The organism is Leptospira tipperaryensis (assembly GCF_001729245.1).
GTDB lineage: Bacteria > Spirochaetota > Leptospiria > Leptospirales > Leptospiraceae > Leptospira > Leptospira tipperaryensis.
On record NZ_CP015217.1, the window covers coordinates 3,290,694 to 3,315,404 of the forward strand.

The 24,711-nt window shown below is 42.9% G+C and carries 22 protein-coding genes and 2 pseudogenes; 12 read left to right on the forward strand and 12 right to left on the reverse strand.

The features are described from left to right. Window positions 1-2: 2 nt before the first annotated feature. From A0128_RS15360 to A0128_RS15385, 5 genes are all read left to right on the forward strand, one after another. Window positions 3-2,492 carry a penicillin-binding protein 1A gene (locus tag A0128_RS15360; protein ID WP_069608315.1) on the forward strand — a complete coding sequence of 830 codons (2,490 nt, stop codon included), beginning with the start codon at window positions 3-5 and terminating at the stop codon, window positions 2,490-2,492. A 70-nt stretch (window positions 2,493-2,562) separates the two neighbouring features. Then, window positions 2,563-2,973, forward strand: coding sequence for a bactofilin family protein (locus A0128_RS15365; protein WP_069608316.1), 411 nt, complete (start codon window positions 2,563-2,565; stop codon window positions 2,971-2,973). A gap of 53 nt (window positions 2,974-3,026) precedes the next feature. After that, entirely contained in the window at window positions 3,027-4,145 is a 1,119-nt protein-coding gene (locus A0128_RS15370) for a M23 family metallopeptidase (protein ID WP_069608317.1), read from the forward strand. Between the two features lie 452 nt (window positions 4,146-4,597). Beyond that, a complete protein-coding gene (locus A0128_RS15380; protein WP_069608319.1) occupies window positions 4,598-5,665 on the forward strand; it encodes an alpha/beta hydrolase in 1,068 nt (355 codons plus the stop codon). A 535-nt stretch (window positions 5,666-6,200) separates the two neighbouring features. Continuing rightward, complete coding sequence (locus A0128_RS15385; protein WP_069608320.1) at window positions 6,201-7,580, forward strand: histidine kinase dimerization/phosphoacceptor domain -containing protein; 1,380 nt, start codon at window positions 6,201-6,203, stop codon at window positions 7,578-7,580. 222 nt (window positions 7,581-7,802) lie between these two features. Here the strand turns inward: A0128_RS15385 and A0128_RS22565 are convergent. Next, window positions 7,803-7,928: pseudogene (locus A0128_RS22565) on the reverse strand (LIC12628 family protein); the annotation flags it as partial. 113 nt (window positions 7,929-8,041) lie between these two features. Between A0128_RS22565 and A0128_RS15395 the strand changes: the two are divergent. Beyond that, complete coding sequence (locus A0128_RS15395) at window positions 8,042-8,869, forward strand: crotonase/enoyl-CoA hydratase family protein (RefSeq protein ID WP_069608321.1); 828 nt, start codon at window positions 8,042-8,044, stop codon at window positions 8,867-8,869. Here A0128_RS15395 and A0128_RS15400 read toward each other — a convergent pair whose 3' ends face one another. Beyond that, complete coding sequence (locus A0128_RS15400; protein WP_069608322.1) at window positions 8,870-9,049, reverse strand: hypothetical protein; 180 nt, start codon at window positions 9,047-9,049, stop codon at window positions 8,870-8,872. A gap of 114 nt (window positions 9,050-9,163) precedes the next feature. Between A0128_RS15400 and A0128_RS15405 the strand changes: the two genes are divergently transcribed. The 3 genes from A0128_RS15405 to A0128_RS15415 all read left to right on the forward strand — a co-directional run bounded on the left by A0128_RS15405 (window position 9,164) and on the right by A0128_RS15415 (window position 12,427). After that, window positions 9,164-10,012, forward strand: a complete 849-nt coding sequence (locus tag A0128_RS15405; protein WP_069608323.1) for a tetratricopeptide repeat protein — start codon at window positions 9,164-9,166, stop codon at window positions 10,010-10,012. Between the two features lie 303 nt (window positions 10,013-10,315). Next, on the forward strand, window positions 10,316-11,479 hold the full coding sequence (locus A0128_RS15410; RefSeq protein WP_069608324.1) for a hypothetical protein: 1,164 nt from the start codon (window positions 10,316-10,318) through the stop codon (window positions 11,477-11,479). A gap of 60 nt (window positions 11,480-11,539) precedes the next feature. Beyond that, window positions 11,540-12,427, forward strand: a complete 888-nt coding sequence (locus tag A0128_RS15415; protein ID WP_069608325.1) for a DUF2167 domain-containing protein — start codon at window positions 11,540-11,542, stop codon at window positions 12,425-12,427. Between the two features lie 425 nt (window positions 12,428-12,852). On the opposite strand, the pseudogene A0128_RS15420 reads toward A0128_RS15415, so the two are convergent. The 5 genes and pseudogenes from A0128_RS15420 to A0128_RS15440 form a co-directional block, all read right to left on the reverse strand. Beyond that, a pseudogene (locus A0128_RS15420) lies at window positions 12,853-14,097 on the reverse strand (hypothetical protein); the annotation flags it as partial. A 109-nt stretch (window positions 14,098-14,206) separates the two neighbouring features. Next, a complete protein-coding gene (locus A0128_RS15425; protein WP_069608327.1) occupies window positions 14,207-14,995 on the reverse strand; it encodes an LIC_10740 family protein in 789 nt (262 codons plus the stop codon). Further along, complete coding sequence (locus A0128_RS15430; RefSeq protein ID WP_069608328.1) at window positions 14,976-16,067, reverse strand: N-acetylmuramoyl-L-alanine amidase family protein; 1,092 nt, start codon at window positions 16,065-16,067, stop codon at window positions 14,976-14,978. Before A0128_RS15430 ends, A0128_RS15425 begins: the two co-directional genes overlap by 20 nt. Next, window positions 16,034-17,674 (reverse strand): DEAD/DEAH box helicase, encoded by a 1,641-nt coding sequence (locus A0128_RS15435; protein WP_069608329.1) that lies wholly within the window; start codon window positions 17,672-17,674, stop codon window positions 16,034-16,036. The genes A0128_RS15430 and A0128_RS15435 overlap by 34 nt, the downstream gene beginning before the upstream one ends. Beyond that, window positions 17,671-18,474 (reverse strand): class I SAM-dependent methyltransferase, encoded by an 804-nt coding sequence (locus A0128_RS15440; protein ID WP_069608330.1) that lies wholly within the window; start codon window positions 18,472-18,474, stop codon window positions 17,671-17,673. The genes A0128_RS15435 and A0128_RS15440 overlap by 4 nt, the downstream gene beginning before the upstream one ends. 125 nt (window positions 18,475-18,599) lie before the next feature. On the opposite strand from A0128_RS15440, the gene A0128_RS15445 reads away from it, so the two are divergent. From A0128_RS15445 to A0128_RS15455, 3 genes are all read left to right on the forward strand, one after another. Beyond that, the gene (locus tag A0128_RS15445) at window positions 18,600-19,067 is read left to right on the forward strand and encodes a RidA family protein (RefSeq protein WP_069608331.1); all 468 of its coding nucleotides are present in this window, start codon (window positions 18,600-18,602) and stop codon (window positions 19,065-19,067) included. Continuing rightward, window positions 19,057-19,563 (forward strand): hypothetical protein, encoded by a 507-nt coding sequence (locus A0128_RS15450; RefSeq protein WP_069608332.1) that lies wholly within the window; start codon window positions 19,057-19,059, stop codon window positions 19,561-19,563. Before A0128_RS15445 ends, A0128_RS15450 begins: the two co-directional genes overlap by 11 nt. Window positions 19,564-19,864: 301 nt before the next feature. Next, window positions 19,865-20,245 (forward strand): VOC family protein, encoded by a 381-nt coding sequence (locus A0128_RS15455; RefSeq protein WP_069608333.1) that lies wholly within the window; start codon window positions 19,865-19,867, stop codon window positions 20,243-20,245. A gap of 96 nt (window positions 20,246-20,341) precedes the next feature. Here A0128_RS15455 and A0128_RS15460 read toward each other — a convergent pair whose 3' ends face one another. The 5 genes from A0128_RS15460 to A0128_RS15480 all read right to left on the reverse strand — a co-directional run bounded on the left by A0128_RS15460 (window position 20,342) and on the right by A0128_RS15480 (window position 24,706). Continuing rightward, entirely contained in the window at window positions 20,342-21,394 is a 1,053-nt protein-coding gene (locus A0128_RS15460; RefSeq protein WP_069608334.1) for a BPSS1187 family protein, read from the reverse strand. A 198-nt stretch (window positions 21,395-21,592) separates the two neighbouring features. After that, on the reverse strand, window positions 21,593-22,492 hold the full coding sequence (locus A0128_RS15465; protein WP_069608335.1) for a DKNYY domain-containing protein: 900 nt from the start codon (window positions 22,490-22,492) through the stop codon (window positions 21,593-21,595). 150 nt (window positions 22,493-22,642) lie between these two features. Beyond that, window positions 22,643-22,966 (reverse strand): metal-sulfur cluster assembly factor, encoded by a 324-nt coding sequence (locus A0128_RS15470; protein WP_069609339.1) that lies wholly within the window; start codon window positions 22,964-22,966, stop codon window positions 22,643-22,645. 80 nt (window positions 22,967-23,046) lie between these two features. Next, entirely contained in the window at window positions 23,047-23,481 is a 435-nt protein-coding gene (gene sufU, locus A0128_RS15475) for a Fe-S cluster assembly sulfur transfer protein SufU (protein WP_069608336.1), read from the reverse strand. Continuing rightward, window positions 23,465-24,706, reverse strand: coding sequence for a cysteine desulfurase (locus tag A0128_RS15480; RefSeq protein WP_069608337.1), 1,242 nt, complete (start codon window positions 24,704-24,706; stop codon window positions 23,465-23,467). The genes sufU and A0128_RS15480 overlap by 17 nt, the downstream gene beginning before the upstream one ends. Window positions 24,707-24,711 lie beyond the last annotated feature (5 nt).

Consider the following 24,711-nt stretch of genomic DNA (forward strand, 5'->3'; position numbering starts at 1 on the left):
ATATGAAACACGAACCAGTCAGTTATCTTTCTCGTTTTTTTGTAATCCACTTCCGAGATAGAATTCTTCAAAAAGTTCTAAACTCACCCGATCCGGTAAAACAACTCGCAAAACTCTGCGCGGGTCTTTTGTTTCTCAACGGATTTTTATTTGTCTTTTCGATCAAGGACCTCTGGAGAGTTCCCGAATCCAATCAATACGAAAAACCTTCAGTTCTCTACGGACTCAACGACAAGAACGAATACGAACCGATCGCCGAGTTCTATCGTTTTTCACGAGTTGTCTTAAACATCAAAGAACTTCCACCCGAAGAAGACGGAAAACCGAACAAGCTCATTCGGAGTTTTGTTTCCACGGAAGATAACAATTTTTATTCTCACTGGGGACTCGATCTAAGAGGAATCTTTCGCGCCTTTATGGTAAACGTTCTCGCGGGAAGAATCAAGGAAGGAGCTTCCACGATCACACAACAGGTCGCGCGTCTGCGATTCTTAAATACGGAACGTTCTTTTTTGCGGAAAGCAAGAGAAGCCTGGCTCGCGCTTCTTCTCGAAGCCGTATTCGACAAAGACACTCTGATGGAAATCTATCTCAACGAAATTCCATTAGGACACGGAACGATCGGGGTCGGAGCTGCGGCGCGATTCTACTTTCGAAAGGACGTCAAAGATCTGAGTTGGGGAGAATCCGCTCTTCTTGCGAGCTTGACCACAAGACCTACCGAATTTTCACCTTTGGTAAATCCGAATTCTTCCAGCGCAAAAGTTAGGGTCGTGTTTAAGAAGTTTGTCGAGAACGGAATCTTGGACGTAAAAACCGCCGAGAAAGAATACGACGCATTTTCTGAATATTATATAACTCTAAACCGATCTCCGAACGACTCCGCCTTTGGAGATCGCCTCAATCGTTTCCCTTATTTTACGGAATACGTTCGTAAGAATCTAACTCGATACATTCCGAAAACGACGCTCTACAGCGGCGGTCTCAAGATCTATTCTACCTTAAACATTCAACACCAGACCCAAGCCGAAAAGGCCTTGTATGCGGGTCTTAAAAATCAAACGGCTCAATCCAATCAGAGAACGTTTACAAAGATCGACGCGTTTGACGACGCCTATGGAGAAATCTACGACGTACTCGCGATGCTCCATGACGTTCCCGAATTTAAGTTTAAAATTTCGAGATCGATCCGAACCTTCAACCGAGCTTGGCAAGAAGATCTAAGAGACGAACTCAGTACTCTCAATCTTTTGAGCGGAACCGAAACCTTAGGAGAAGCGATCGAGTGGAGTTATAGAAGTCAACAAACCGAAGACTTTCTTCTTCCAGTCGAAGGAGCTATGATCTCGATGCGACCCGACACGGGTTATATCACAGCGATGGTCGGAGGTTCCGGATTTCGATCGGACAACCAACAGATCCGCGCGTTCCAAGCCTACAGACAACCGGGCTCCGCGTTCAAACCTCTCGTCTACGCGGCCGCGATGGAATACTACAACCAACATCCGGATCCAAAGAAGAATGTGACGGCTGCTTCCCTCTTTTCCGATTCTCCGCTTCAATACGTATTAGAAGACGGTGATGAATGGAATCCTTCCAATTATACGGGAGAATATTCAGGATTCATAAAACTCCGAGAAGCTCTGGAACTTTCCAGGAACAGTGTCGCGGTTCGTGTCTTGGAACATACGGGTATCAGCAACCTGATGCCGTTCTTAGAAAAAATTCTTCAGATAGAAAACAGATCCATACCAAGAAACTATTCGATCTCTTTGGGAACGTTCGAGGTTTCTCCTTACGAGTTGGCAAAGGCTTACGCGGTCCTTGCTTCCGGAGGAAAACAAGTATTTCCGTTGAGTGTTCTTTACGTGGAAGACGGATCGGGAACGATCATTCGGGACTTTAGAGAAGAAGCGAGTAAGATAGAAAGAAAACAAATTCTTTCTCCGGAAGTCTGTTTTATTCTTACATCGATGATGGAAGACGTGATCAAAAAGGGAACGGGAACCGGAGCTTCTTCTTACGGACTTTCTCGTCCGGCTGCGGGAAAAACCGGAACGACGAATAACTTTCGAGACGCGTGGTTCGCGGGTTACACAGGCGAACTCGTGAGTGTAGTTTGGATCGGCTACGATACGGGAACTCTTTCGATGGGCAAAGGAATGTCCGGCGGGGTCGTCGCGGCTCCGATCTGGGGAAGGTTTATGTCCAACGCGCTTTCCAAGGAAAAATCCAAGGGTTTTCACTTTGGCGAAACGGGAGTAGTCCGAAGACAAATTTGTTCGATCTCGGGAAAACTCCCAGGTTCTCATTGCAATCAAACAGAAGAAGAATACTTTACGAAAGATACGGTTCCAAAAGAGGTCTGCGACGATCACAGAGGCGCGGGTTATACTCCGGAACCGGATCCGACGCCGCCTTCCAGTCAGACAAAAGTCAAAAAGAAGCAGAAAACCAATATTTTCCAGGGCGACGATGATATGATTCGGTAATTCCGAACAAAAATACTTGTCGTTTTGGGATTGGTTACACAAATAGAAATATCGTTATCAGGAGTTTTAGATGGCCATCGGCAAGGAAAATAATAACAGCGTAATCGGTCCCGGGTCCATTTTTGAAGGGAAATTTTATATTGCAGGTTCTCTCCGTATTGACGGAAAATTCGAAGGAGAGATCAAAACCGATGACACTCTCTACATCGGAGAAACCGGTAAAGTAAGAACTAACATCTCCGCACGGGAAGTAACCGTTTCGGGAACTATGATCGGAAATATCAAAGCAGAGAATGAAGTTCGTCTGGAAGAAACAGGAAGACTTTTAGGTGATATCACCGCTCCTGCTCTTCATCTGGCAAAAGGTGTGGTGGCAAAGGGAAACATTACGATCACCGGCGGACAAAAGAAAGACGTAAAGAAAATCGTGGAAGAATCTTTCGGTGGAACTCGCACCCTGGACAACGGAAAGGACGAATAAGTCCTTTTTCTTTACTATAGGAAAGGCCGGATCCCGGCCGATAATCTTCCTGTATGATCTTTAAAAAGCCCAGACAACTGACCGCAGGGAAAGAACTCCTTCGGACAGACAATTTCACCCTCATCTATCTGGGCGCTTTTCACTTTCACTATTCATTCTATTTTAGAGGAAATCTCTATCACGGGAATTTGGATTTTAGAAGAAAGAAATTCAGACTCATTCCTATCTTTGCCTCCATCGCACTCTTTATCGCCTTCTTAGGTTTTGGAATGAACCCAAGTAGCGCGATGATGGATTCTTCCGGTCATGAAATTACGGAGAATGATTCCGAGGATTTGAAAGCAAAATCCGGAGACGAAAAATTCTTAGAAGAATCCGAAAAGGCAAAACTCACGATTCTTATGGCTAAGGAACTAAAAAACCCTTCCGAAAAAAAGAAACAACTCAAGGTCACAACCTATCGAGTAAAAAGAAATGAAACGTTAGCCGAAATAGCGACTCGTTTTAAGGTTTCTATGGAATCCATTGCGGGTTCCTCAAACATAAGAATCGACGACACGTTATATCCGGGACAAATATTAAGCATTCCTAATAAACAAGGTCTACTCTATAAGATGAAGACCGGCGAGACAATGGCTAAGGTTGCAAGTCTTTATAAAGTAAACTTAGACGAGATCATGCTGGAAAACAAATTGGACGATCTCGACATTCTGAGACCGGGTCAAAAAGTATTCTTACCCGGAGCAGTCATTCCGGATCCGACGCCGAAATGGGTCATCCCGGTCGCTTCCAGAATCGTTACTTCTAATTTCGGATTTAGAACTTTCCCAAGAAGAAAGTTTCACGAAGGCCTCGACCTAAAAGCTTTTTATGAACCGATCGCAGCCGCAAGAAACGGAAAGGTAATCTACGCGGGATGGATGGGCGGTTATGGGAACGTAGTCGTGATCGAACACACGGACGATTTCAAAACTCTCTACGCTCACAATTCAAAACTCTTCGTTCAGAGAGGAGACTACGTTTTGGCCGGGAAAAAAATCGCGAGATCCGGTTCGACCGGTTATTCTTTCGGTCCTCACCTTCACTTCGAAGTGATCAAAAACGGACAACCGGTCAATCCTTCCAAATATCTAAAAGGCCTCACATTTAGAAAAGGCGGCCCGACTCACTGACGGGCCCCATGGAACTACTCTAAAAAGTGGTAGATCCTACTTTTGTCTTTTTAACAAACAATAAATCCTTCCCTCTTCGATTCTTAAAAAAAGAATTCTCCATAGAATAGCAGCTCCGGACCTAAAGTCCGTTTGCAAGCGGTTTCTTTAGAAGAATCCCTGTCGTAATTCCGACGTCTCGAGAAATACATCTCTTGCCCCGGAGAATGATTTCGCTTTGACTTAGAACAAAGGAGAATCGAACTTCCACCTGAAAACAGATATCTTCTCAGAAGTGGAAATTACTAAAAAAAATCGGGCCATTCTTGAAATCCGTTTGAACTTTCTCAACAAACGGTGCGCGGCCGAACGTAAGCCCGCGAAAAAATCTTTCCTTAGAAAAAACTAAATTCTTCCAAAGAAAACAAAGAATTTGATTTTCAATGAAAAAGAAAAATCGGATGGTTTCCAAAATGAAAACCATATTCACGTTATTTGTATTTCTAATTCTCACTTTCGAAAATTGTAAAACACCGACAATTGAAGAGCTTATCGATCAGAGGTTGATCAAATCCTACGATCAGACCGAAACATTAAACTTATACTACGCAACTCTAAGAACTCAAAATCCGAACGCACAGATCGGATGCAACGATTCTTATTTTCTCACGAACGGCGGAAGAGAACTCAAGACTGGATATTGTATCGTAAACGTTCCTGCAAATCACGAAGTCGGAGCTCTTCCGAGCGGACTCGGAAGTAGAGAAACCCTATTTCAATTTCTTGGTCACAAGGCGTTTGAAAAACAAGAAACCTTTTTAGAAGATCTGAAAAAAGATCCCTTCGACGAAGTGCTCGTCTTTGTCCACGGATTCAACGTACGTTTTGAAGAAGCGATTCTCAGAGGAGGACAAATTCGATACGACCTCAAGTTCCCCGGAAAAGTAGTGATCTTTACCTGGCCGGCCGGGAGCGAGGGAGGAATTCTCAATCAAGTTCTCGTCAAAGGGACGTATGAAAAAAATCTTTTATCAGCAAGAAGCTCAAGAGAAGAATTTAAGAATTTTCTAAAGTCTATGCAAGCCCTCGGTAAAAAAGTGCATCTGCTCGTACACTCGATGGGACACCAGGTGGTTTTACCTGCGTTAGCCGAAATCGGAAAAGAAGCGAAAGAACCGATTTTAAAAGAATTAATTCTCAACGCGCCGGATTTTGATTCCGGAGAATTTAGACTCATTGCGGATCAGCTCCCAAAAGCCGCAAAAAGAATCACACTCTACTGCTCTCCTGGCGACAGCGCACTTCAAGCATCGGCTACCGTAAACCAAGGAGGACGATTAGGATCTTGCAATCTTGTCCCCGGAATCGACGTAATCAACGTAAACCCGGTCGATTCTTCCCTAATCTCAATGGGACACGGTTACTATTCTTCCAAACCGATTCTTACGGACATCTATCAGATCCTCTTAGGGGTGAAGGCGGAAAAAAGACTCTTTATTCGGAAGTCTTCCGGAAACGAAAACTTCGTTCTACGAAATTAGAAAAAACGAATATTCTTTAACAAGATCGATTCGAAACAAAAGATCTTTTGATTCCGAATTGGAGACCGCATATCATTTTGAACGATACACGGTCTCCTACGTTCTTGCGAACGGAACGATCAAACGGATTTCTGTTCTCTGTTATATTTTAGTAATTTAACAATTGCATAAATTTCGGGAATCATAGGCAAAAAACCGCCGTATCGTTTTGGATTTGAATTTTCAAAAGATGACTCGGGTCCGCTCGCCCGTTTTGAAGTCTTTTTACGAAAATTACATCCGAATGAACTTCAAAACTTTTTCGGACCTTTGCATAAAAGCAAAGGATTTGGTCAGGATTCTATTCCCAAAAAGCGTCTAAAGTTAAAACGGAGCGTAATTTTTGCCGGTCCTTTTTTTGTTTTCCCGAAAACCGCCCCAGAAAGAGTGGGAAAGGTATGAGGAACTCCTCAAATGCGAAAACACAATTTTACCATAACTTTTTCCGTATTTTGACAAATTATCTTGTTGAATTCGGGGTTATTCTTAGTAACTAATGAATATGCTTCAGAAACCCAAAATTTTGGTCGTTGAGGACGAGATCATCGTTGCTGTCAACCTAGGCCAAAAGCTAAAAAAATTGGGCTACGAGCTCGTTGGAATTACTTCCTCCGGCGAAGAAGCCATCCAAAAGGCCGAAGAAAATCACCCTGACCTCGTTTTAATGGACATAAACATAGAAGGCAATCTCGACGGAATCGAAACCGCAGAAGTCCTAAGAAATCGTTTTCATACCCCGGTTATCTATCTCACCGCCTACGCCGACGAAAACACTTTGGATCGGGCTAAAAAGACCCAACCCCTCGGTTATATCGTAAAACCCTTTGAGTCGGATCAACTTCGATCTTCTATCGAAGTCGCGCTTTATAAAAATGAAATTGAACAGAGATCAAAGCAAACCGAAGAAAAACTCAAAGGCGCATTAGATCAGCTCGGAGCTGGAATCGTAACAACTGACGAAAACGGACTTCTTCTTTTTATGAATCCCGCGGCGGAAAAGCTCACCGGTTGTAAATACGACGAGCACCTCGGAAAGCCAGTTCAGGAAATTTTACATTTTAAAAACGGAAACGGGGAAATAACGGAGAATTTAGTGGGAGAAGTGATTCTTTCCCGCCTCCCGAGAGAAAATGGAAACCTCATCTTAATCTCCAAAGACGGAACTCTTCAGGAAGTTCTTCTTCAGAGTTCTCCGATTTTAGGAACCGAGGAAAAGCTGACCGGAACTTTTAACATTCTGAGAACCAAAGAGCAGAACAGCACGGCCGGGGAAAAAGACACTTATCTCAAAGAAATTCATCATAGAATCAAAAACAATCTTACCATCATATCTTCCATCTTTAGTCTGAGATCGGGTCAGGCCAATGGAGAATCCAACGAGGTTCTTCGGGAAAGCCAGAATCGTCTGAGAGCGGTAGCTCTTCTCCATGAGATTCTCTACGAGAGCAAAGACCTTTCTTCGATCAGCTTCGAACTCTACGTAAAAAAACTTACCGACGCTCTTTTTGAAATCTATCAAGTGAACCGAGAGCAAATCCGTCTCGAATTGAATATTCAAGAATCTAAGGTAAAAGCCGAAATCGGAATGAACCTCGCTTTGATTATCAACGAACTCATTACAAATTCTCTGAAACACGGACTCGCGGATTCCAAAGCAGGCGCGATTCGAATTCAATTTACGAGAGAGAATGATATGCTCACTCTGGAAGTTTCCGACAATGGAAACGGTCTTCCGGAAGAATCCTTAAGAAACCGAAACCCAAGTTCGCTGGGCCTTTCCTTGGTCGAATCCCTCGCGAAACAAATCGGTGGAAAGGTAGATCTTCTCAATCAGGAAGGCGCTTGTGTTAAGCTCCGCTTTCCCGCTTCTACTTGAAAGTAGGAACTCCTTCTTTCTGCCACCTCTGCCGATCTTAGATTACCCTCTTCGTTTTTCCAAAGTCCTACCTTGAAGTGAAGAAAATGGGAGATCCCCTTTCTTTCGTGTAGCAAACTGACTCTCCCTAGATCAATCCAACAGCGGCCTGTAATATCTGTAAAAGTAGGAACTCCCTCTTTCTTCCCGTTCTCCCGGAAAAACCTCCCTTCTCAGCAAAGTCCTTTCCAAAAAAATGCGGGAACTCCCGCGATTTCCCTCTTCCACAGAAGAATCCACCTTCCCCAGAAGTTCTCTCCATTCTTCCTTAGGATGCTGATGTCGAATTTTATCCCAGCTTATGATCATTCCCAATGCTCCCTTCGATATTGAGAATCATTCTCATATTAAGAAAAATGTCCAGTATTTCTTGGATCCAGGAATGACTTGTAAGAATTTTTTTCCCTCCCAGACTGGCCGAGATGAAAACCAAATTCGAATTTTTTGAAATCGTTGAAAGACCAGAAGACAAAACCGCAATTCTCTATTTAAACCGTCCCGAAAAAAGGAACGCAATGAACTGGCCTTTCTGGAGAGATCTCCCCGAGGCAATCGAAGAAATCGATTCCAATCCTCATGTTCACGCCTTCATCATCGCTGCGCGAGGAAAGTCATTTTCCACGGGATTGGATCTGGATTCATTCTTCCAACAATTCGGAAGCTCGATCCAAGCCCCGCTCGGAGACGACCGGAGAAAATTTTTTGATCTCATCTTAAGAATGCAAAAAGGAATCAACGCGGTTTATAATTCTTCCAAACCTTCAATCGCTGCGGTTCAAAGACATTGTATCGGCGGAGGTTTGGATCTAATCTCTGCGTGTGATATTCGTTATGCGACCGTGGATGCGTCGATTTCTCTCCGAGAAGCCAAGGTCGCGATCGTCGCGGACATGGGTTCGATCAATCGTCTCCCTGCGATCATCGGACAAGGACATACTCGAGAATTGGCCCTTACCGGAAAAGACATCGACGGACCGGAAGCGGAAAGAATCGGCCTCGTTACAAAAGTCTTCCAAACGGAAGAAGAGATGATGAATGTCGCTTTAGCAACTGCGAAAGAAATCGCGGAGAATCCGAAGCTCGTGGTTTCCGGTGTAAAAGACGTAATGCGTTATTCGGAAGGAAAAACTTTGGAAGCGGGTTTGAACTATGTGGCTCTTTGGAATTCGAGTTTCTTGGATTCCGCAGATTTTAGAGGAGCGTTGCAATCTTTCAAGGAGCGCAAGCGTCCCCTCTACAATCAAAACTGATTAAGCGTAAAGGTCCAGGATTCGTCTCTGTCCTTCTTCTTTTGAATTCTGGACTCCGGCCTCTACCGCGAGGTTGAGCATCTTTCGATTCAAATCGCTCTGTGCCTGAAAAATTTCTCTGGGTAGATTGGCTACCCTCTCCAAAAGTAAACTCTGGTTGGTGTTTCCGTTGATATTCATAAATTCCCTCTTTATGAGAATTTGGGGTTTTTCTCTCTTTTTCCCCCAATTCTATTCTCGGTTGATAAATAGAAAACTTGATTATTTTTTGAAAATTTTTACCCTGTCCAAACTGTGAGTTTCCCTACACTGATCAGATCTGCGATTCAGAGGGAGAATCAAAGAGAATTCACCAAGGCTTTCAACCTCTACAAAGAAGCCCTCTCTTTTACCAAAAGTCCAAAAACCATTCTCAAGATCCGAAATCGACAAGCTTGGTGCCAGTATCATATTGGAAATACAAGAGAAACCCTAAATCTCTTTCACGAAATCATCACTCAATATCCCGATGAACCGGGAAGTTATCTCTACTATTCGAATTATCTCATCAAAGTGAGTAACTTCAAACAAGCGAAGAAAATTTTGACAAAGGGAATCGATCTTTATCCGGATCAGTTGGAACTTTATCTTACTCTCGCCTCTCTTCTCAAAGATACGGACCGATCCAACGAAGCGATCGCCGTCTTAAAACAAGCTCTTGCACAGGAAAAACTTTCCAGAGGAAGAGGAATTCTCCGCAAAGACATATGGGCTGAACTCGGACATCTCTATTATCAAAGAGGCGATTATAACTCGGCTCTTGTTTCTCTCAAAACTTCCATGAGAATGGACAACGACGAGAATTTTCTTCACTACGACATGATCGCCCAGTGTTATCTAAAAGTCGCCGATCATAAGAATGCGTTGAAGTTTATCGATCTCTACATCCAATACTTCGGAGAATCGGATTCCGACATTTTGATCATCAAGGCGAGAGCTCACGCTCAACTCGGAGAAAGTCATCTGGCCTGCGCTTCCCTTCTCCAAGCCTACTCGATGGAAAACGGCTTAAAACTAAACGCGGAAGATATGGTCGATTTTGCTCCGCTCCTTCAAACTGGATTTTTTGATACATTAGAAAATGTTGAAATAGAAGAACCATAAAAATAGAAACCCTTTGTTTTCGATGAGTTTCACTTTCACGCGGACAAACTAAAATTGTAAGAATCCCTCTCGAAGAATCCTCATAATTTTCGAGAAAAACGGCTGAAATCGAAAGACATCGGAGTATAACAAGAAACGATATTGAAAAATCGAACCAGCCAAAATCGACAAAAATAAAACGTTCTATTTCGGAAGGCCTTTCGTTCGTAGGCGGAAAGAATTTCTTGACTGTTTTATTTTTTCCGATTTTTTAGAAACGCTCGTATCGAAAATTCTTTTTAAATTCCAAGCATAGGATCTGAAATGAGAATCTTTATCTTTTATCGTTTGGTTCAATCCTTGTTTGGAATGATCTTTCTAAAAAGACTTCTTAAAAAAGAAAAAATCGGAAGTCTATTTCGAATCGGCTCCACTAACTACGGAAGTCATTTTGCAAAAACGTACAACCTCATGGATCGGAACACCATCTTTGGAAATCTTTCAAAAAACAAGATCTCTTCTCGGTTTCTAATCCTTCTCCTTGTATTCTGCGCCTCTCCTCGTTTTGCGGAAACTCTATCCAAAGAACAATTAAAGCTCGTAAGCGTGGTTCACTCCATCATAGACGATCTAGACGACTTAGTGCTTAAAAAACAGATCAACGAAAAAGACGACGTACATCTTCTCGTAAAGGAATCGATTACAAAGCTTAGAAGCGGCGTCTTGAGAGTCGGGATTCGAGAAGATATGGATCGGGATATTTTCGGTTCGGCGGCTTTTTCTATCCGTTCCAAAGAAGATCCGGATCCGAGTATCTATCTCAGTCCTTATCTTTTAGAACTTTATCAGAGTCACCCCTCTATCGTTCTCTCCGCCTTTGTCCACGAATGTCAGCATTCTAAAAGTTACTTCGACGATCCCGAACGTTTTGTAGATTTGAGTTCTACGAGCGCGCTCGAAAAATATCTGTATGAACTGGATTCTTACAATCGAGAGTCTCAATTCATTCTAAAATACTTAAAGAAGAATCCAAAATATAAACTTACTCCATTTGAAATCCTTCTTTCTACGAGTTTCGAAAAGGACAACTTGAACTACTTCTCATACGCGGCGCTCGGTCACGACATGTCTCTCGCTGCCTATCTCTACAACGTGGCGGGTTTTAAACTTTCCTACGAAGAGAAGATAAAACTGATAGAAAAAACTTTGGATCAACTTCTCTCGACTCCCTTAGACAACAAATCGGATCCCTGGAATCAATACCAACAAGTGGTTCCGATCTATTCCTTTCTTCAATTTGCTCCTCAGGCGATTCGAAACATCGATACCCTCCATGATAAGATAGTGGATCAATCTAAGTATGACTTACAAAAACAACACGCGGATTTATACGAACGACTACTCGTGCTCGAAAAAGTATTCGGCGACAATATACAAAAATACAAATATTTGCAGAGCACTCTTGATAAACTCAAACAGTTAGAGTAGACTTTCGATTAAATTATATAAGAAAGAATTCCGACTAAACCAAACCCACAGGAGATCTGTATGAAATATAGAATCGTCGTAGCGTTTTTGATGCTCCTTTCTTTCGGTCTGTACCCGCAACAGAACGAAGAAGCGAATCAAATCGTTAAAAATCTAAAATACCAAACCGGAAAGATTGTGTTAGGCGACAATCTGGCAACGTTAACCGTCCCTCCGCACTTTCGATACATAGACGGAAAACAGAGTAAACTTGTTCTGGAAAAAGTCTGGGGAAATCCGCCGGGTCCGGAACCCCTTGGAATGTTATTCCTAAAAAATGAGTCTCCAATCAGTCAGAACTTTACCTTCGCGATCAGCATCGGCTTTTCGGAAGAAGGTTTTATCAAAGACGACGATGCGAAGGATATGGACTACGAAGATCTTCTGGATGAAATGAAAGACGATACGAAAGAATCCAACGAAGAGCGAAAAAAAGAAGGTTATCAATCCGTAGAACTCGTCGGCTGGGCATCGCCTCCTTTTTACGACGAAAAAACAAAAAAATTACACTGGGCAAAAACTCTAAAATTCGAAGGTAGCGAAGTCGATACACTCAATTATAATATTCGAATGTTGGGCAGAAAAGGGGTTTTGATTTTAAACGTGATTGCGGACATAGACAAACTTCCGCAGGTGAATCAAGAATTGGACGCGATCGTAAATTCTACGGAGTTCAACGAAGGAAGTCGCTATTCCGATTTTAATCCGGGATTGGATACCGTAGCCGCTTACGGGATCGGCGGTTTGATTGCCGGAAAAGTTTTGGCCAAAGCCGGTCTATTTGCTCTACTTCTAAAATTCTGGAAAGTGATCGCGTTAGCCGCTATCGGAGGCTTCAGCGTCCTGAAAAAATTCGTCTTCAGAGAAAAGACTTCCCCTCCTCCGACTGACGACACGACAAATACATAATAAAAATAGAATGTGTTTTATAAAAGATCGGAGTAAGAATTACAGAGTTCAGGCTCGATAAATCAAAACTCCGATCTTATTTCTTTTCTTTTCCCATTCTCATCCAAGAAATAGAATGCCGAATCCGTTTATTTCTTGGAATCGATCCTATCGAACACAAAAGAAACGATCGAAGCGTGCGGTTAACACAAACAAAGTCCACCTCATTTTACAAGAGAACGGACTTAAAGTCCGACTCAATCTTTTTTTAGATGGAATTCATTTGTCGGAACAATTGAGTCTGCGATAAAATCATTGACAACGTCTATGATAAGTAAAGACGAAGGTTCAATTTATGTTCCAGTGACTTAGAAAGAATTCGAATTTTTGTTTTAAACAATCTTAGAAGTGATCTTTTAAAACAAGAATCGATAAGAACATAAATTTCACTGAGGAATTTTCGGACCCAACTCTATAATCAACTGTTCTTCCGGAACTGTGAGATCGATCTTATCGACTTTTTCCGGGATTCTTCCCGCAAGAACGTCTTCGGTAAGATTTTTAATTTTTGCTAATATAGTTTCATCGGTGCAATTGGAAATCGAGACGATGTTCGGAAGATCTCTTCCCCAGGAAAAACGGATTCCCGGACTTTCCACAAAAAAGGATTCGGTAATTCCGTCTCCTTCCTTATCGATCATCGTAAAAACGGTGGAGTCTCCCGTGACTACGATTGCCTTCTTTCCTTTTTTGACCTTGTCGATTTTTACGCGAGTATTGGTCATCTCGCGGTTCCAAAGATAATAGTATAATTTTCTAATTTGAGAATCGATGAGGCGATCTCTCGCCGTTTTATACAATTCTCCGTATTTTTTTCCTACTTCCTCTTCGCCTTTCATCTGGCCGTCGAGTTCCCTCGGAGTCGTAGAATGAAGATAATAATCCGGAATTCCATTGACCGTATTGATATAGAACGACTGATCCTTTCTATCGCCCGGATACGGATTCGTTTCGGGGCTCGGATTTTTAAGAAAGGCGAGAAGCTGGTCTCTTCTCTCATTTACTTTTTTACGAAGTTCTTCCGCTCTAAATCGAAGTGAACTCGTCTTAGGAGATTCTTTTCCATAAAATTTCTCCGATCTTTCGAGTTCCGCGCTGACGGCTCTTTCGGAAGAATAATTCTTAAGAAGGTCTTCGTCGTATTTCATGAGAAGATCCAATTCTTTGGAACGTTTCATCGGGTCCGCAGAAACCTGTTTCGTCTCATTCTTGTTAGGTGAATTGGATGAGTTCGTTTCATTCGGCTTGTTTGAACCGGAAGCGTTTTCGGGAGTTTTTACGCCGGTGATACTTCTTTCGGACTCGGGAAGTCTGTTGTAATCCGATTCCAACTCTCGAAGTCTTGCGTAATTGGAGATTTTTACGAGATAGTCTTTTTCTTTTTCTCTTACGCCGTTCGGATCGTCGTATCCGTCTTTTAAAAGTGTAAGTTGACCCTTATAAATGATCATAAGAGTCGCTTCGGAAGAATCCCGATTCGGGTTACGATCCGCGAGGGCTTTTCCTTCCTTATCGACTAACTGAACAAAATGGAATGCGAGTCGATCTGTGCGGAATTCCGTAATATTCTGTATATCGGGTGAAATTTGTAAATCGGAGGAAGACCAGAGAGCCCCTCCCAAAATGAAAAGGACGAACAGAAAAACGAGTTTGTTTTTTCCGATAAGAAACAAGCGATCCATAAAATTGGATTTCATCTTGTTTCTATTATCGGCTTTTAAAGCGTTGGAATGAGAGAATTCAGTTCCTTTTGTGGCTTAAATTGAGAGAATATTCCATTCCGGGAATAGTCTCGGGAAGACCGTCGAGCCTATATTCTACGCTTTGAATGTCTGAAAAGTTTTCGAAAACGGTCTTTTCCAAAGCGATAAACGTGGAATCCAAAAGTGCCATCTTCTTACGAGCGATTTCCTTCTGTTTGTCCTCTTCTTTCATCTGCTGTTGTACGTAAGTATAATCGATTCTAAACTTCATTCCGGAAAGAATTTCCTGAAGAGTCGACTTTCTAAAATCAAGAATCAAGGTGTTTCCGTTTTTCCAAATGGCTTTGACCGCGTATTGAATTTCAGGTAAACGTTTTAGGTTTTTATAATGTTCTCCCTTGCCGGAAGCAAATGCCTTATCAAAATACGAGGATTCGCTGATTTCCCCGATGAGGGTCATCGTCTTGCGGCGGAACTCGTCCTCTTCCAAAAGAACTTTTCTTCGAACCGGAAAGACCTGTCTTTCTCCGTCCGAACCGTAGATGGTGATCTCCGTTCTCGGATCCATGTTTCCGACTTCATAGAGAGAAAAAGGAACGAGCGTAATAAATGGATTGTGACCGGCGAGAATAAAGGAAGTAAAAAACAAAATGACTCCGATCCAAGCGTAGGTGAGAAACAAAGTTCTTCGCGAAACTCCGTCTTCTGTCGCAGTACGAAACAGCCAGAGATAACCGAGATTGATTTTTACTCCCGCGGCCTTGATCGCTTCCCATGCCGCGTCTCTGATCGCGATTGCAGATTCTTTAATTTTTTGCCAATTCATATCCCCGGATTCCCTCTACGATGCTTTTCGCTAACTTGACTTGCAAACCCTTGCTCTGCAAAAGTTTGGATTCTTTCTCATGCGAGAGATAGCCCATTTCCACGAGAACCGCTGGCATAAGGCTTCCTCTCAGGACTGAAAAATCGGCCTTTTTCACTCCCCTGGACAGGATTTGAGGTTGGAGCTTTTTTTTCATCTCCGATTCCAAAGACCTTGCTAAGATTCTGCTCCTTCTCTGGATCAAAGAAGACATCATTCCCGCCTGAACTCGTTTTACCGCCGAGCTTCCTCGGGGTTTGAGAATCCTGTTTTCCAGAAGAGCGGTTTCTCTCGCCGATTCCGTGGAAGGCGTTTGAGAAAGATAATAGATCTCGAAACCGTTCACGTCCTCGTTGATGGAAGAATTACAGTGAAGACTGATAAACAAAGAACTTCCCGTTTTTTTGAGTTCTCTATTTGCGATTTCGGAACGGCGTTCCAATTCCACAAACGTATCGTCCGGTCTCGTGAGGACAACGTTGATCTCCGGATAAACCTTCTCGAAGAATTTTTTAAGAATTTTTGCCACTTGGAGAGAAACGTCTTTCTCGTGAGTTCCGGAATCGGAGGCGGTTCCGGGATCTTTTCCTCCGTGACCGGCGTCGATAAGAATGGTCTTGATCCCGAGTTTTTCGGCGCTCGGAAGGATTTCCAACTCCAACACGTTTTCCTTATATTCGTAACGGACGTCTTCGGACATCAACTGAACAAAGAGGGCTTCTATGATTTCGGGAGGAATGAGAAAATCTCTTTCCTTATACAAAACGGGCGCCGAGATTTTTTCTATCGTCTGGTTGAACGTATAAAAGGAAGAACCTACTCGGAATCGAATTTCTCCGGAAGGATGTCGAATGGAACCCACAAAGGTCGCGGGATTAAAATAGGATTTGAGGGAAGGAAATTCTTTTTGAACGTCTTCAAAGCGCACATAACGTTCGGAAGACTGCGTGGGAATGGCGACCTTCGCCTCCAATTCCCACAAACTGAATGAGAATAGAATCAGCCCCCAAAGATAGATTTGATTTTTTGCCAAATCGAACCTTTTTTCTTCTGAGAACCTTCTCTTTTTGTATCGTTGATATCGAACAGGTTCCGTTTGCTCTTGTCGTATTGTTTGTTGGACTGCTGCTGCGGATTTCGATTCTGTCCCTGGTTTTGATTCCGTTGTCCCTGTGGTTGAGGTTGACGTTGTTTGTCTTTGTTTCCTTGGAACTTATTCTGCTTATTGCCTGGTTTATTTTGTTTCGGCTCTGCGGATAAAACGGAATCGGCTTTTTGCAAAAATACTTCGGCTTCTTGAATCGCAGCGGCAGGTTTTTTCTTTTGTCCATCTCTTGGATGTGAGTTTCCTGCGTGTGTGGGACGTTTATCCCCTCTTTTGTCGCGACCGTGTTGATGAGCGCCGCCGCGTTCTCTTTCGTGAGGACGTCTTCCGTTTTGTTTGAAATGAGTTTCTTTTTCTTTATCGTAAGAATCTCCGCCGACAAAAGCCTGAAATTCCCCTTTTGGAAACTGAATGTATTCTTCGTTGACTTCGAGTACTTCAATCTTTTGTTTTAGATACTTTTCGATCTTTTCCAATTCCACGTAATCGGACTCGGAACAAAAGCCGATCGCCTTTCCCTTTCTTCCCGCTCTCGCAGTTCTTCCGATTCTATGAACGTAGTTTTCCGTGTCTTGCGGAAGGTCGTAGTTATAAACGATATCGATATTCTCTACGTCGATTCCTCGAGAGGCGACATCGGTCGCGACCATATAACGGTATTTACCGGATTTAAAATCTCGGAGGAGCCTGAGTCTTTTTTTCTGATCCAGCTCGGAGGAAATTCCGGTAACTGGAACTCCGAATCTTCTCAGAGTATGTACGATTTTTGGAATATTCGCTTTATAATTTGTGAATATGATTCCCTGTCCTTCGTCGGTCGAGTTGAGAATCAAATTGGTCATATAAGGAATTTTTTCTTCTCTTCCCAAGTGAACGACCTTTTGATCGATTCTTTCGGTGATGATCTTTTCCGGATTGATCTGAATCTCAACGGGTTCGTTTAAGAATCGATAGGCGAGACGCATCACTTCCACGGAAAGAGTCGCGGAAAAGAGCAAGGTCTGCTTGCGATTCTTACATTTATGAAGAAGCCAACGGATGTCTTGGATAAATCCCATGTCGAGCATTCTATCGGCTTCGTCGAGAACAAAGAATTCAACATTTGTAATATCGATGGAGCCGGACTTGATCATGTCGATCAATCTTCCCGGAGTCGCGACGATGATTCCCTTCAGACCTTCCAAGTCTTTGTTCTGAGACTTGTAATCGGTTCCTCCGATGATCGGAACCGCACGAACACCTTCCGCGTGTTTGAGAAGTTTTTTGGCTTCGTCGGAAATCTGCATCGTCAATTCTCTTGTAGGAGCTAAGACGAGAGCGGAAACTCCCTGAATTTCTTTGGTAAGAATTGTGTGAATGACAGGCACTAAAAAGGCCACGGTTTTTCCCGTTCCGGTTTGTGCGAGACCCGTAATGTCCTTTCCTTCCAGTCCATGAGGAATCGATTTCTCTTGGATTGGAGTCAGTTCGGTATAACCGATATCTTGAATGGCGGAAAGTAATTTGGAATGTATGGAAAGTTCTTCGAATTTCATGTGTGCTGCTTCTGAGCGATTAAGTGGAATGTATCCCCGTAACAGGTGAGGTCTGAGAGACGTGCAAAAAGTCTGTGACTCAGGATTCTTCCTCGCCAACCCCTATCTCGGGACGGGTGGTAGGACATTGGTTTCTTATACTCAGTTGTAAAACCGTATCCTTTCAACATTTTTTTCAAGGAGGCTGGGCTGTAATCCCAAAAATGGTCCTTTGGATGCGTGCGAAACCATTCTTCCGGATTGGTTTGAAATGTGGGACCGTTGAGCGAAGGAAGTCCTAAGAACAAAAAGCCTCCCGGTTTGACAAGACCGGTTAACTTCTCAAAGACGAAGTCCGCATCTGGAAAATGTTCCACCACAAAGAAAGCCGCCACAACGTCAAAAGAACTACTTTTAAGAACATTCTCCTCTAAAAAGGAAGCACAGAGGACGTCGAGCCCCAAAGTCTTTTGTGAATATTCGACTTCTGCGGGGGAGATTTCAAGACCGGAGACCCGATATCCTTTCTTCTTCGCCTCATCTAAAAAGAATCCGGCCGCGGAGCCCAATTCAAAAAGTGAAGAATTTTTCGGGTTTTGAAAGCGGCCGAGCATCCCAAGACGTTTTCTCGCGAGTTCTCGAAGGGAAGTTTCGTCTTCGTAGTAGGTCTTCTGATACTGGTTTTTGTATTCGTCCAGGAAGTAAGAATCTTTGTATTCCCGTGCTTGGGCGGGTTTATAAAAACAAACCCCGGTGCGTTTGCAGATCTGATACTGATCGGGAAAGCGTGGATGGGGAATGAGCTCGAGTTTGGGAAACATTCTCTAAGACCTAGAGAAACGGGAAGGGAGAAGAAAGAAAATTCCTTTTTTCGAAACTGCTTGAAAAATCGAGGAAGGGAATCTTCTTGGAAGGATCTTTCCAAAATTCTTAAGAATCAAGACGTATGAGCATCCAAAATAAAATCGAATCTCTGGGTTACAAACTTCCACCTCCTCCGCAAGCAATCGCGGCCTACATTCCTGCCAATCAGAGCGGGAACCTCGTTTTTACTTCCGGACAACTTCCCCTAAAAGACGGACAATTGATGCTCACTGGAAAATTAGGAGAAAGCCTTTCCATTGAAGACGTAAAGGAAGCTACGATCCAAGCCAGCCTGAACGCGATCGCTGCGGCTTCCGCGATCTGCGGAGGTCCGGACAAAATCGTGAAGATCGTAAAGATCGGAGTTTTTGTCGCGTGCAGTCCGAATTTTTTCGAACATCACTTGGTTGCGAACCACGGAAGTAACTTTCTTCTTTCCATTTTTGGAGAATCGGGACGTCATGCGCGCTTTGCCGTCGGCGTTCCTTCTCTTCCTTTGAACGCTCCCGTTGAAATCGAGGTCGTTTTTCAGGTCGCAGATGTTCAGTAATCTCTGGAAGGATATTCAGTGGAGCGTTAGAACAATTCCTCTTCTCGCGAGAGAATGGTTGACGTTCTATCTTTCTTTTACCGGAAGATTTACGGACTTTTGGAAAGAAAAATCGGGGACCGAAAAAGTTCTCTTTGTCGCGGTCACGCTTCAACTTTTTTTCAGCCTTTCGACTTGGATCGAATACACGATCAATCTCGGAGGGGAAGAAACGGAAGGCCTTCGTGTTTCGTCTAACTTTTACTTTATCATCCTTTCCGCGGGCGTTTTCTTTTTCGGTTCTTTCTGGAGATCCCACTGGCTGGGTTCTCTTTTATTGAGCGTTCAATTTCTTCTCGGTTTGGGAACTCTCGCCGGAATTTTTTTTCCGGAAACTTTCTTTGTGAGTTTTTTGAGAGAAGCTGATTATGTTTTCAGTTGGAAGTTCTACGGTTTTTTGGGAGCTTGGGGTTTTACTTCGCTTCTGGCTCTGAATCAATTTTTTCAGAAAGATTGAACGTTCAAATAAAAGTGGGAACACCCTCTTTTTAAATTCTTAGAGTGAAAAATCTTCTGACTTACATGCAAGGAAAAGATCGTCCATCTCCGCTTTGAAAGAGGAAAAGGTGGAACTCCTCGCTCTTACTTGTTCCTACAAAGGAATTGTTTCTGAAATTCTTCTTGAAAACGGACTTAAAGTCCGTTAAGAATAGAATTACGAGAAATCTATCTTAAAAAGAATTTCGAAAAGGTGAGAGTTCCCACAAAATTCATCTTCGAAAAATTCTTCCTGAGATAAGAGACTTCAAGAAACTCCTATGAAAATTCTCCTCACAAGTCTCATTGTCAAAAATCCGATCGAAGCCTTTCACTTTTATACAGAAGTCTTAGGCTTTCATAAAAAGCTTTTTATTCCCGAAGCGAACTTAGCCATCGTCGTATCCCCCGAAGAACCGGACGGAACGAGTTTGCTCCTCGAACCCAACGAAAATCCACTCTCGAAAACCTTTCAAGAAGGCGTTTACAAAGCGAACCTTCCCATGATCGTTTTTGGAGTAAAAGACATTCACAAAGAATACGAACGTCTTAAAAGTTTAGGCGTAGTCTTTCGTAAGGAACCGACAAAATCCGATATAGGAACGGAAACGGTTTTCGAAGATACTTGTGGAAATTTAATTCAGATTTTTCAGATGGACTAAAATTTCTCTCCGAATACAAATCAACTCAAGAACGTTAGTCGCCTTAGTTCTCAAGTTTTCAAGGAACTTCCCAAAAATACAATTCCCGAAAAAATATTACGGATAACTAATGTAGTCCCATGCGGGCTTCTGACTCTGCAACATCGTGCAGTTGTGTTTTGTATTGTCATCCCCGCTCGCGCAGAGATTGGTCGTCAGACGATGTGTATTTCCAAAGGGCGCAGTTCCCGAATCCGCATCGGTGAGAGCCCCGGTCATTCCGAAAGAATTCAGCCAAGCATCTGTAACCTGATTTGTATTACCGGAAAAGTTTGCCACGGAATCCCCGACGTGAACCAATCCATAATAAGAATTCGCCGAGGTCAGACCGCTTACGCTCAACCAAGGAGCGTTGCTCGCAGAAGCGACGTGATAGTCGGAAACACCGCTATAAATGGAAACCCTTCCAAGGGACTTTATCTTTCCTTGATACGCCGCGTGCCCGCTTCCTTGAGAATGTCCTCCGAGATAGATCTTGTTCCAATTTACGGCTCCTTCACTTAAGTATTGATCCCAACCGTCGGCGGGTCGTTTTGCGGCGAGGTATTGAAGCAATTTCAAAAGTCTTCCGTCGATGGAATTGATAAAATCCACGGAAACGGCGGTCGTCTTATCGACTCCCGTAAGAATCTCTTCTCTCGTATTTCCAAAACAAGAAGCAGAATTATTCGGAACGGTGTTGCAGATAACGTTGATCGGGTCCGCGTTCGGATACATAAGGCCGATACTATGATAACCTCGAACCGCTCCTTCTTCGATGATCTTGGAAACTGCGATCGGGTTGGAGCCCGAACCGGGCAAAAAGACCGCCAACAGATTTTTAGGCGTTCCCGAAGGAAGATAGATCAAATGCGGATCGTTGTATCTTAGAATACAACTCGCTCCATAACTCGGTAAAACAAAAATTCTTGTAAGCCCTAAGTAAGTGTCTACGCGAGGAGGAAGAGAAGTTTGCCCGCATTGAATAAAATCGAGAACCGCCAAACCCAGGATCGTGTTCTGAAGATTTTCATCTTTTTTGTCCTTATCATCGATTTGTTTGATACAACCGAAAAACAAAAGAAGAATCAAAGAGAGTGGAAACCAAAATTCTAAAATAGTTTTTTTCATCTCGCCTTTATAAATTCAAATTTAGAATACAAAAAGAAGACATCTATCTGCAAAACAATCGGCTCCGCTTCGAATTTCACATTCTTACTTTATTTTTGAGAAATCTCGCCCATCAAAGTTGATTCTTTTTTTTCGAAAGACTTATTAAGAAATAATTTTTAGACAAGAATAAATCAAAAACGGTTCGTCGGAGATTTTTTAGAACGGACTCGTTTCTCCACCTTTGTATTCCCGATTTCGATCCCGAGCGCAAGCCCCAAAATAAGGACATTCGGAATTTTCCGAAATCAATTGAATGGATTTAGGATCCGCTCCGGAGATAACTTTCCCCTGCCAATAGACGAAACGAGCGTCCTTTGAATAATCGGAATCCATAGAAAGTTTCGCATCCAATGGATTAGGATATTCTAATACGATAAAACTTTCGGGAGAACAGGAAAAAACCGAAACGTCTAAAGAGGTAAAGTAATAACATTGCTTCCGATCCTTTGCGTAGTGATCCGAAAGCGTAAAGGTTTTTGGATCCGCGCCGGAAACCGGTTTTCCTTCGTAGTAGATCGCAGACTTCGTCTTCAAGACATGGTAAAGGAAAGAATCCAGAAACACCGGCGACTCGGCGGTTTCGTCTATGATAGATCCCATATAATAGATCCGATTTTCGTCGAACCCGTAATCGGTAAGATTTCCTTCGCGACTCAGAACCCGAAAATTCTCAGGTCTTGCTTTTTCCAAAATTAAGAATACGATCTCCTTCTCGGTCCAGACTTTCAAATCGAGCGGAATCACGATCAACCAAGCCTTGGGAGAATTTGTTTTGATATTTAAGTTCGTAGTTACAAAATAAACGTTCTTTCGATCGGATAAGTAACCGTTCCCCAAAATTTGAAAACTCTTAGGATCCACTTCCGGAAGTTTCGTTTCTTTGTAATAAACGTTCAGATCGTCTTTTGCAAATTCCTTGTTTAGAATTTTAAAGTTTTTCCTTCCACTCGTCTCTATCTTTTGGTCTTCGTAATAAGGAAGAATCCAATATTTATAATGATACCCCTTGGAACAGGATATTAGAAATAGATAAATTAGAATCCAATGATACTTCATAATATGATTCTATTTATTTTATAAATGCAAAAATGGATTCGTGAGTTGTTTTAAAAAAGCGGCAAACACGTCGATTCGGATAAGGGTTGGATTGAATTGTAAAAGATAATAACAAAAGATGCTACTTTGGTCATTTTCGAAAAGAATGATTCAGTCAAAAATTCCTAAGTCCATCTTTGCGTCTTCGGAAGCCATTTCTCGAGGATCCCATTTTGGAATCCAGACGACTTCCACTTCGGCTTCGGTGATTCCATCCACCCGGAGCGTATGATTGATGACATCCTGTTTCATCTGCGGTCCGGCGGGACAAGCCATCGAAGTATAAGTCATATCGATCTTCGCTTTTGTTCCTTCGACTTTAATTCTATAGATGAGTCCAAGCTCGGCGATCGAAATTCCGATCTCCGGATCTTCTACCTTTTTGACTTCTTCGTAGATTTGTTCTTCTAATGCGTTTGTTGGCTCTTCTAACATTTTCTTTTCCCTCCTCTTCCTTTTTTTCGCCGTTTTGTTCTTTGAGAAAATCTTTGTGGGAACTCCCAAAAATCCAAATCTTATTTTGGAATTTTCGAAAGCGCCCTTTCCAGAGTATTCCAGGGAAGAACCGCACATTTGATTCTCGCGGGAATTTTTTTCACGGATTCCATCGATTCCAGATCTTCTAATTCTTCCTCAAACTTCGGATCCTCATTCTCCAAGACCATATTCTTAAATCGTTTAAGAATACTTTCGGCTTCGGAAACCGTCTTTCCCCGAATCGCTTCCGCCATCATCGATCCGGAGGCCTGAGAAATGGAACATCCTTTTCCGTTCACCCGGACTTCGGAAATTTTTTCCCCTTCCAGATTGATCGTCAATTCGAGTTCGTCTCCACAAAGAGGATTAACCCCGTGTTCATACAAGTCGGCCGGTTCGAGTTTTCCTCGAAATCTCGGATTTTGATAATGTTCTAAGATGACTTCTTTGTAAAGACTATCGCTTAAGGACACGGGAGAAAATCTCCTTTACCTTAATTAGACCTTCGATCAGTCGATCGATATCGTCTTTTGTGTTGTAAAGATAGAGGCTCGCTCTGCAGGTTCCCGGAATGTTCTTAAACGCCATAAAGGGCTGAGCACAATGATGTCCGACTCGGATCGCAATTCCCTCTTCGTCTAAAATTGTTCCAACGTCGTGAGGATGAACTCCCGGAAAGTTGAAGGAAATCACCCCGCCTCTTTTAGAAAGATCAGTCGGTCCGTAGAGTTCCAGTCCTCCGAAATCATCCAATCGATCCAACGCATAAGACAAGAGTTCGAGTTCGTGATTTCTGATTTCCTGCATTCCGATCGTTTCGAGATATTCGATCGCGGATCCAAAACCGATCACTCCCGCGATGTTCGGAGTTCCCGCTTCCAATCGAGAAGGAAGTTCCGCGTAAGTGGATCTTTCTTTGAATACTTGAGAAATCATATCGCCTCCTCCCATCCAAGGAGGCATCTCTTCTAAAATTTCTTCTTTTGCATAAAGAACTCCGACTCCCGTGGGTCCGAGCATTTTGTGCGCGGAGAATACGTAGAAGTCAAAGTCCATTTCCTTCATATTCACTGGAAGATGACATACGCCTTGCGCTCCGTCTACGAGAACTTTCGCTCCCACTTCCTTAGCGCGTTTTTGAATCGGCGCAAGATCGTGAATCGTTCCGGTCACGTTCGACATCTGGGAAACGGCGACTAACTTTGTTTTGCTCGTGATGATTTCGTCCAAGGTTGACAGATCCAAGGTGCTGTCTTCGTTTAGAGGAATGAATTTTAGAATCGCTTTTTTTTCCTGAGCCAACATCTGCCAAGGAACGATATTCGAATGGTGTTCAAGTTCGTTGAGAACGATCTCGTCCCCTTCTTTGATCTGAGTTCTTCCCCAAGTCTGAGCTACTAAGTTGATGGATTCCGTCGCGTTTCTTGTGAAGATACAAACCTTCGCACACTGCGCTCCGATAAAACGAGAAAGATGAATTCTACTGAGTTCGTATTTTTCCGTGGCTTTCTGAGAAAGATAATAGATCCCACGGTGGATGTTTGCGTTTTCTTCTCTGTAATATTTTTCGATCCGATCGATGACCGTGAAAGGTTTTTGAGAACTCGCGGCGCTGTCTAAAAAGACGAGAGGTTTGCCGTTCATCTTCGTTCCCAAGATCGGAAAATCAGTTCTTAATCTTTCAGCAGAGAAGCTCATATATG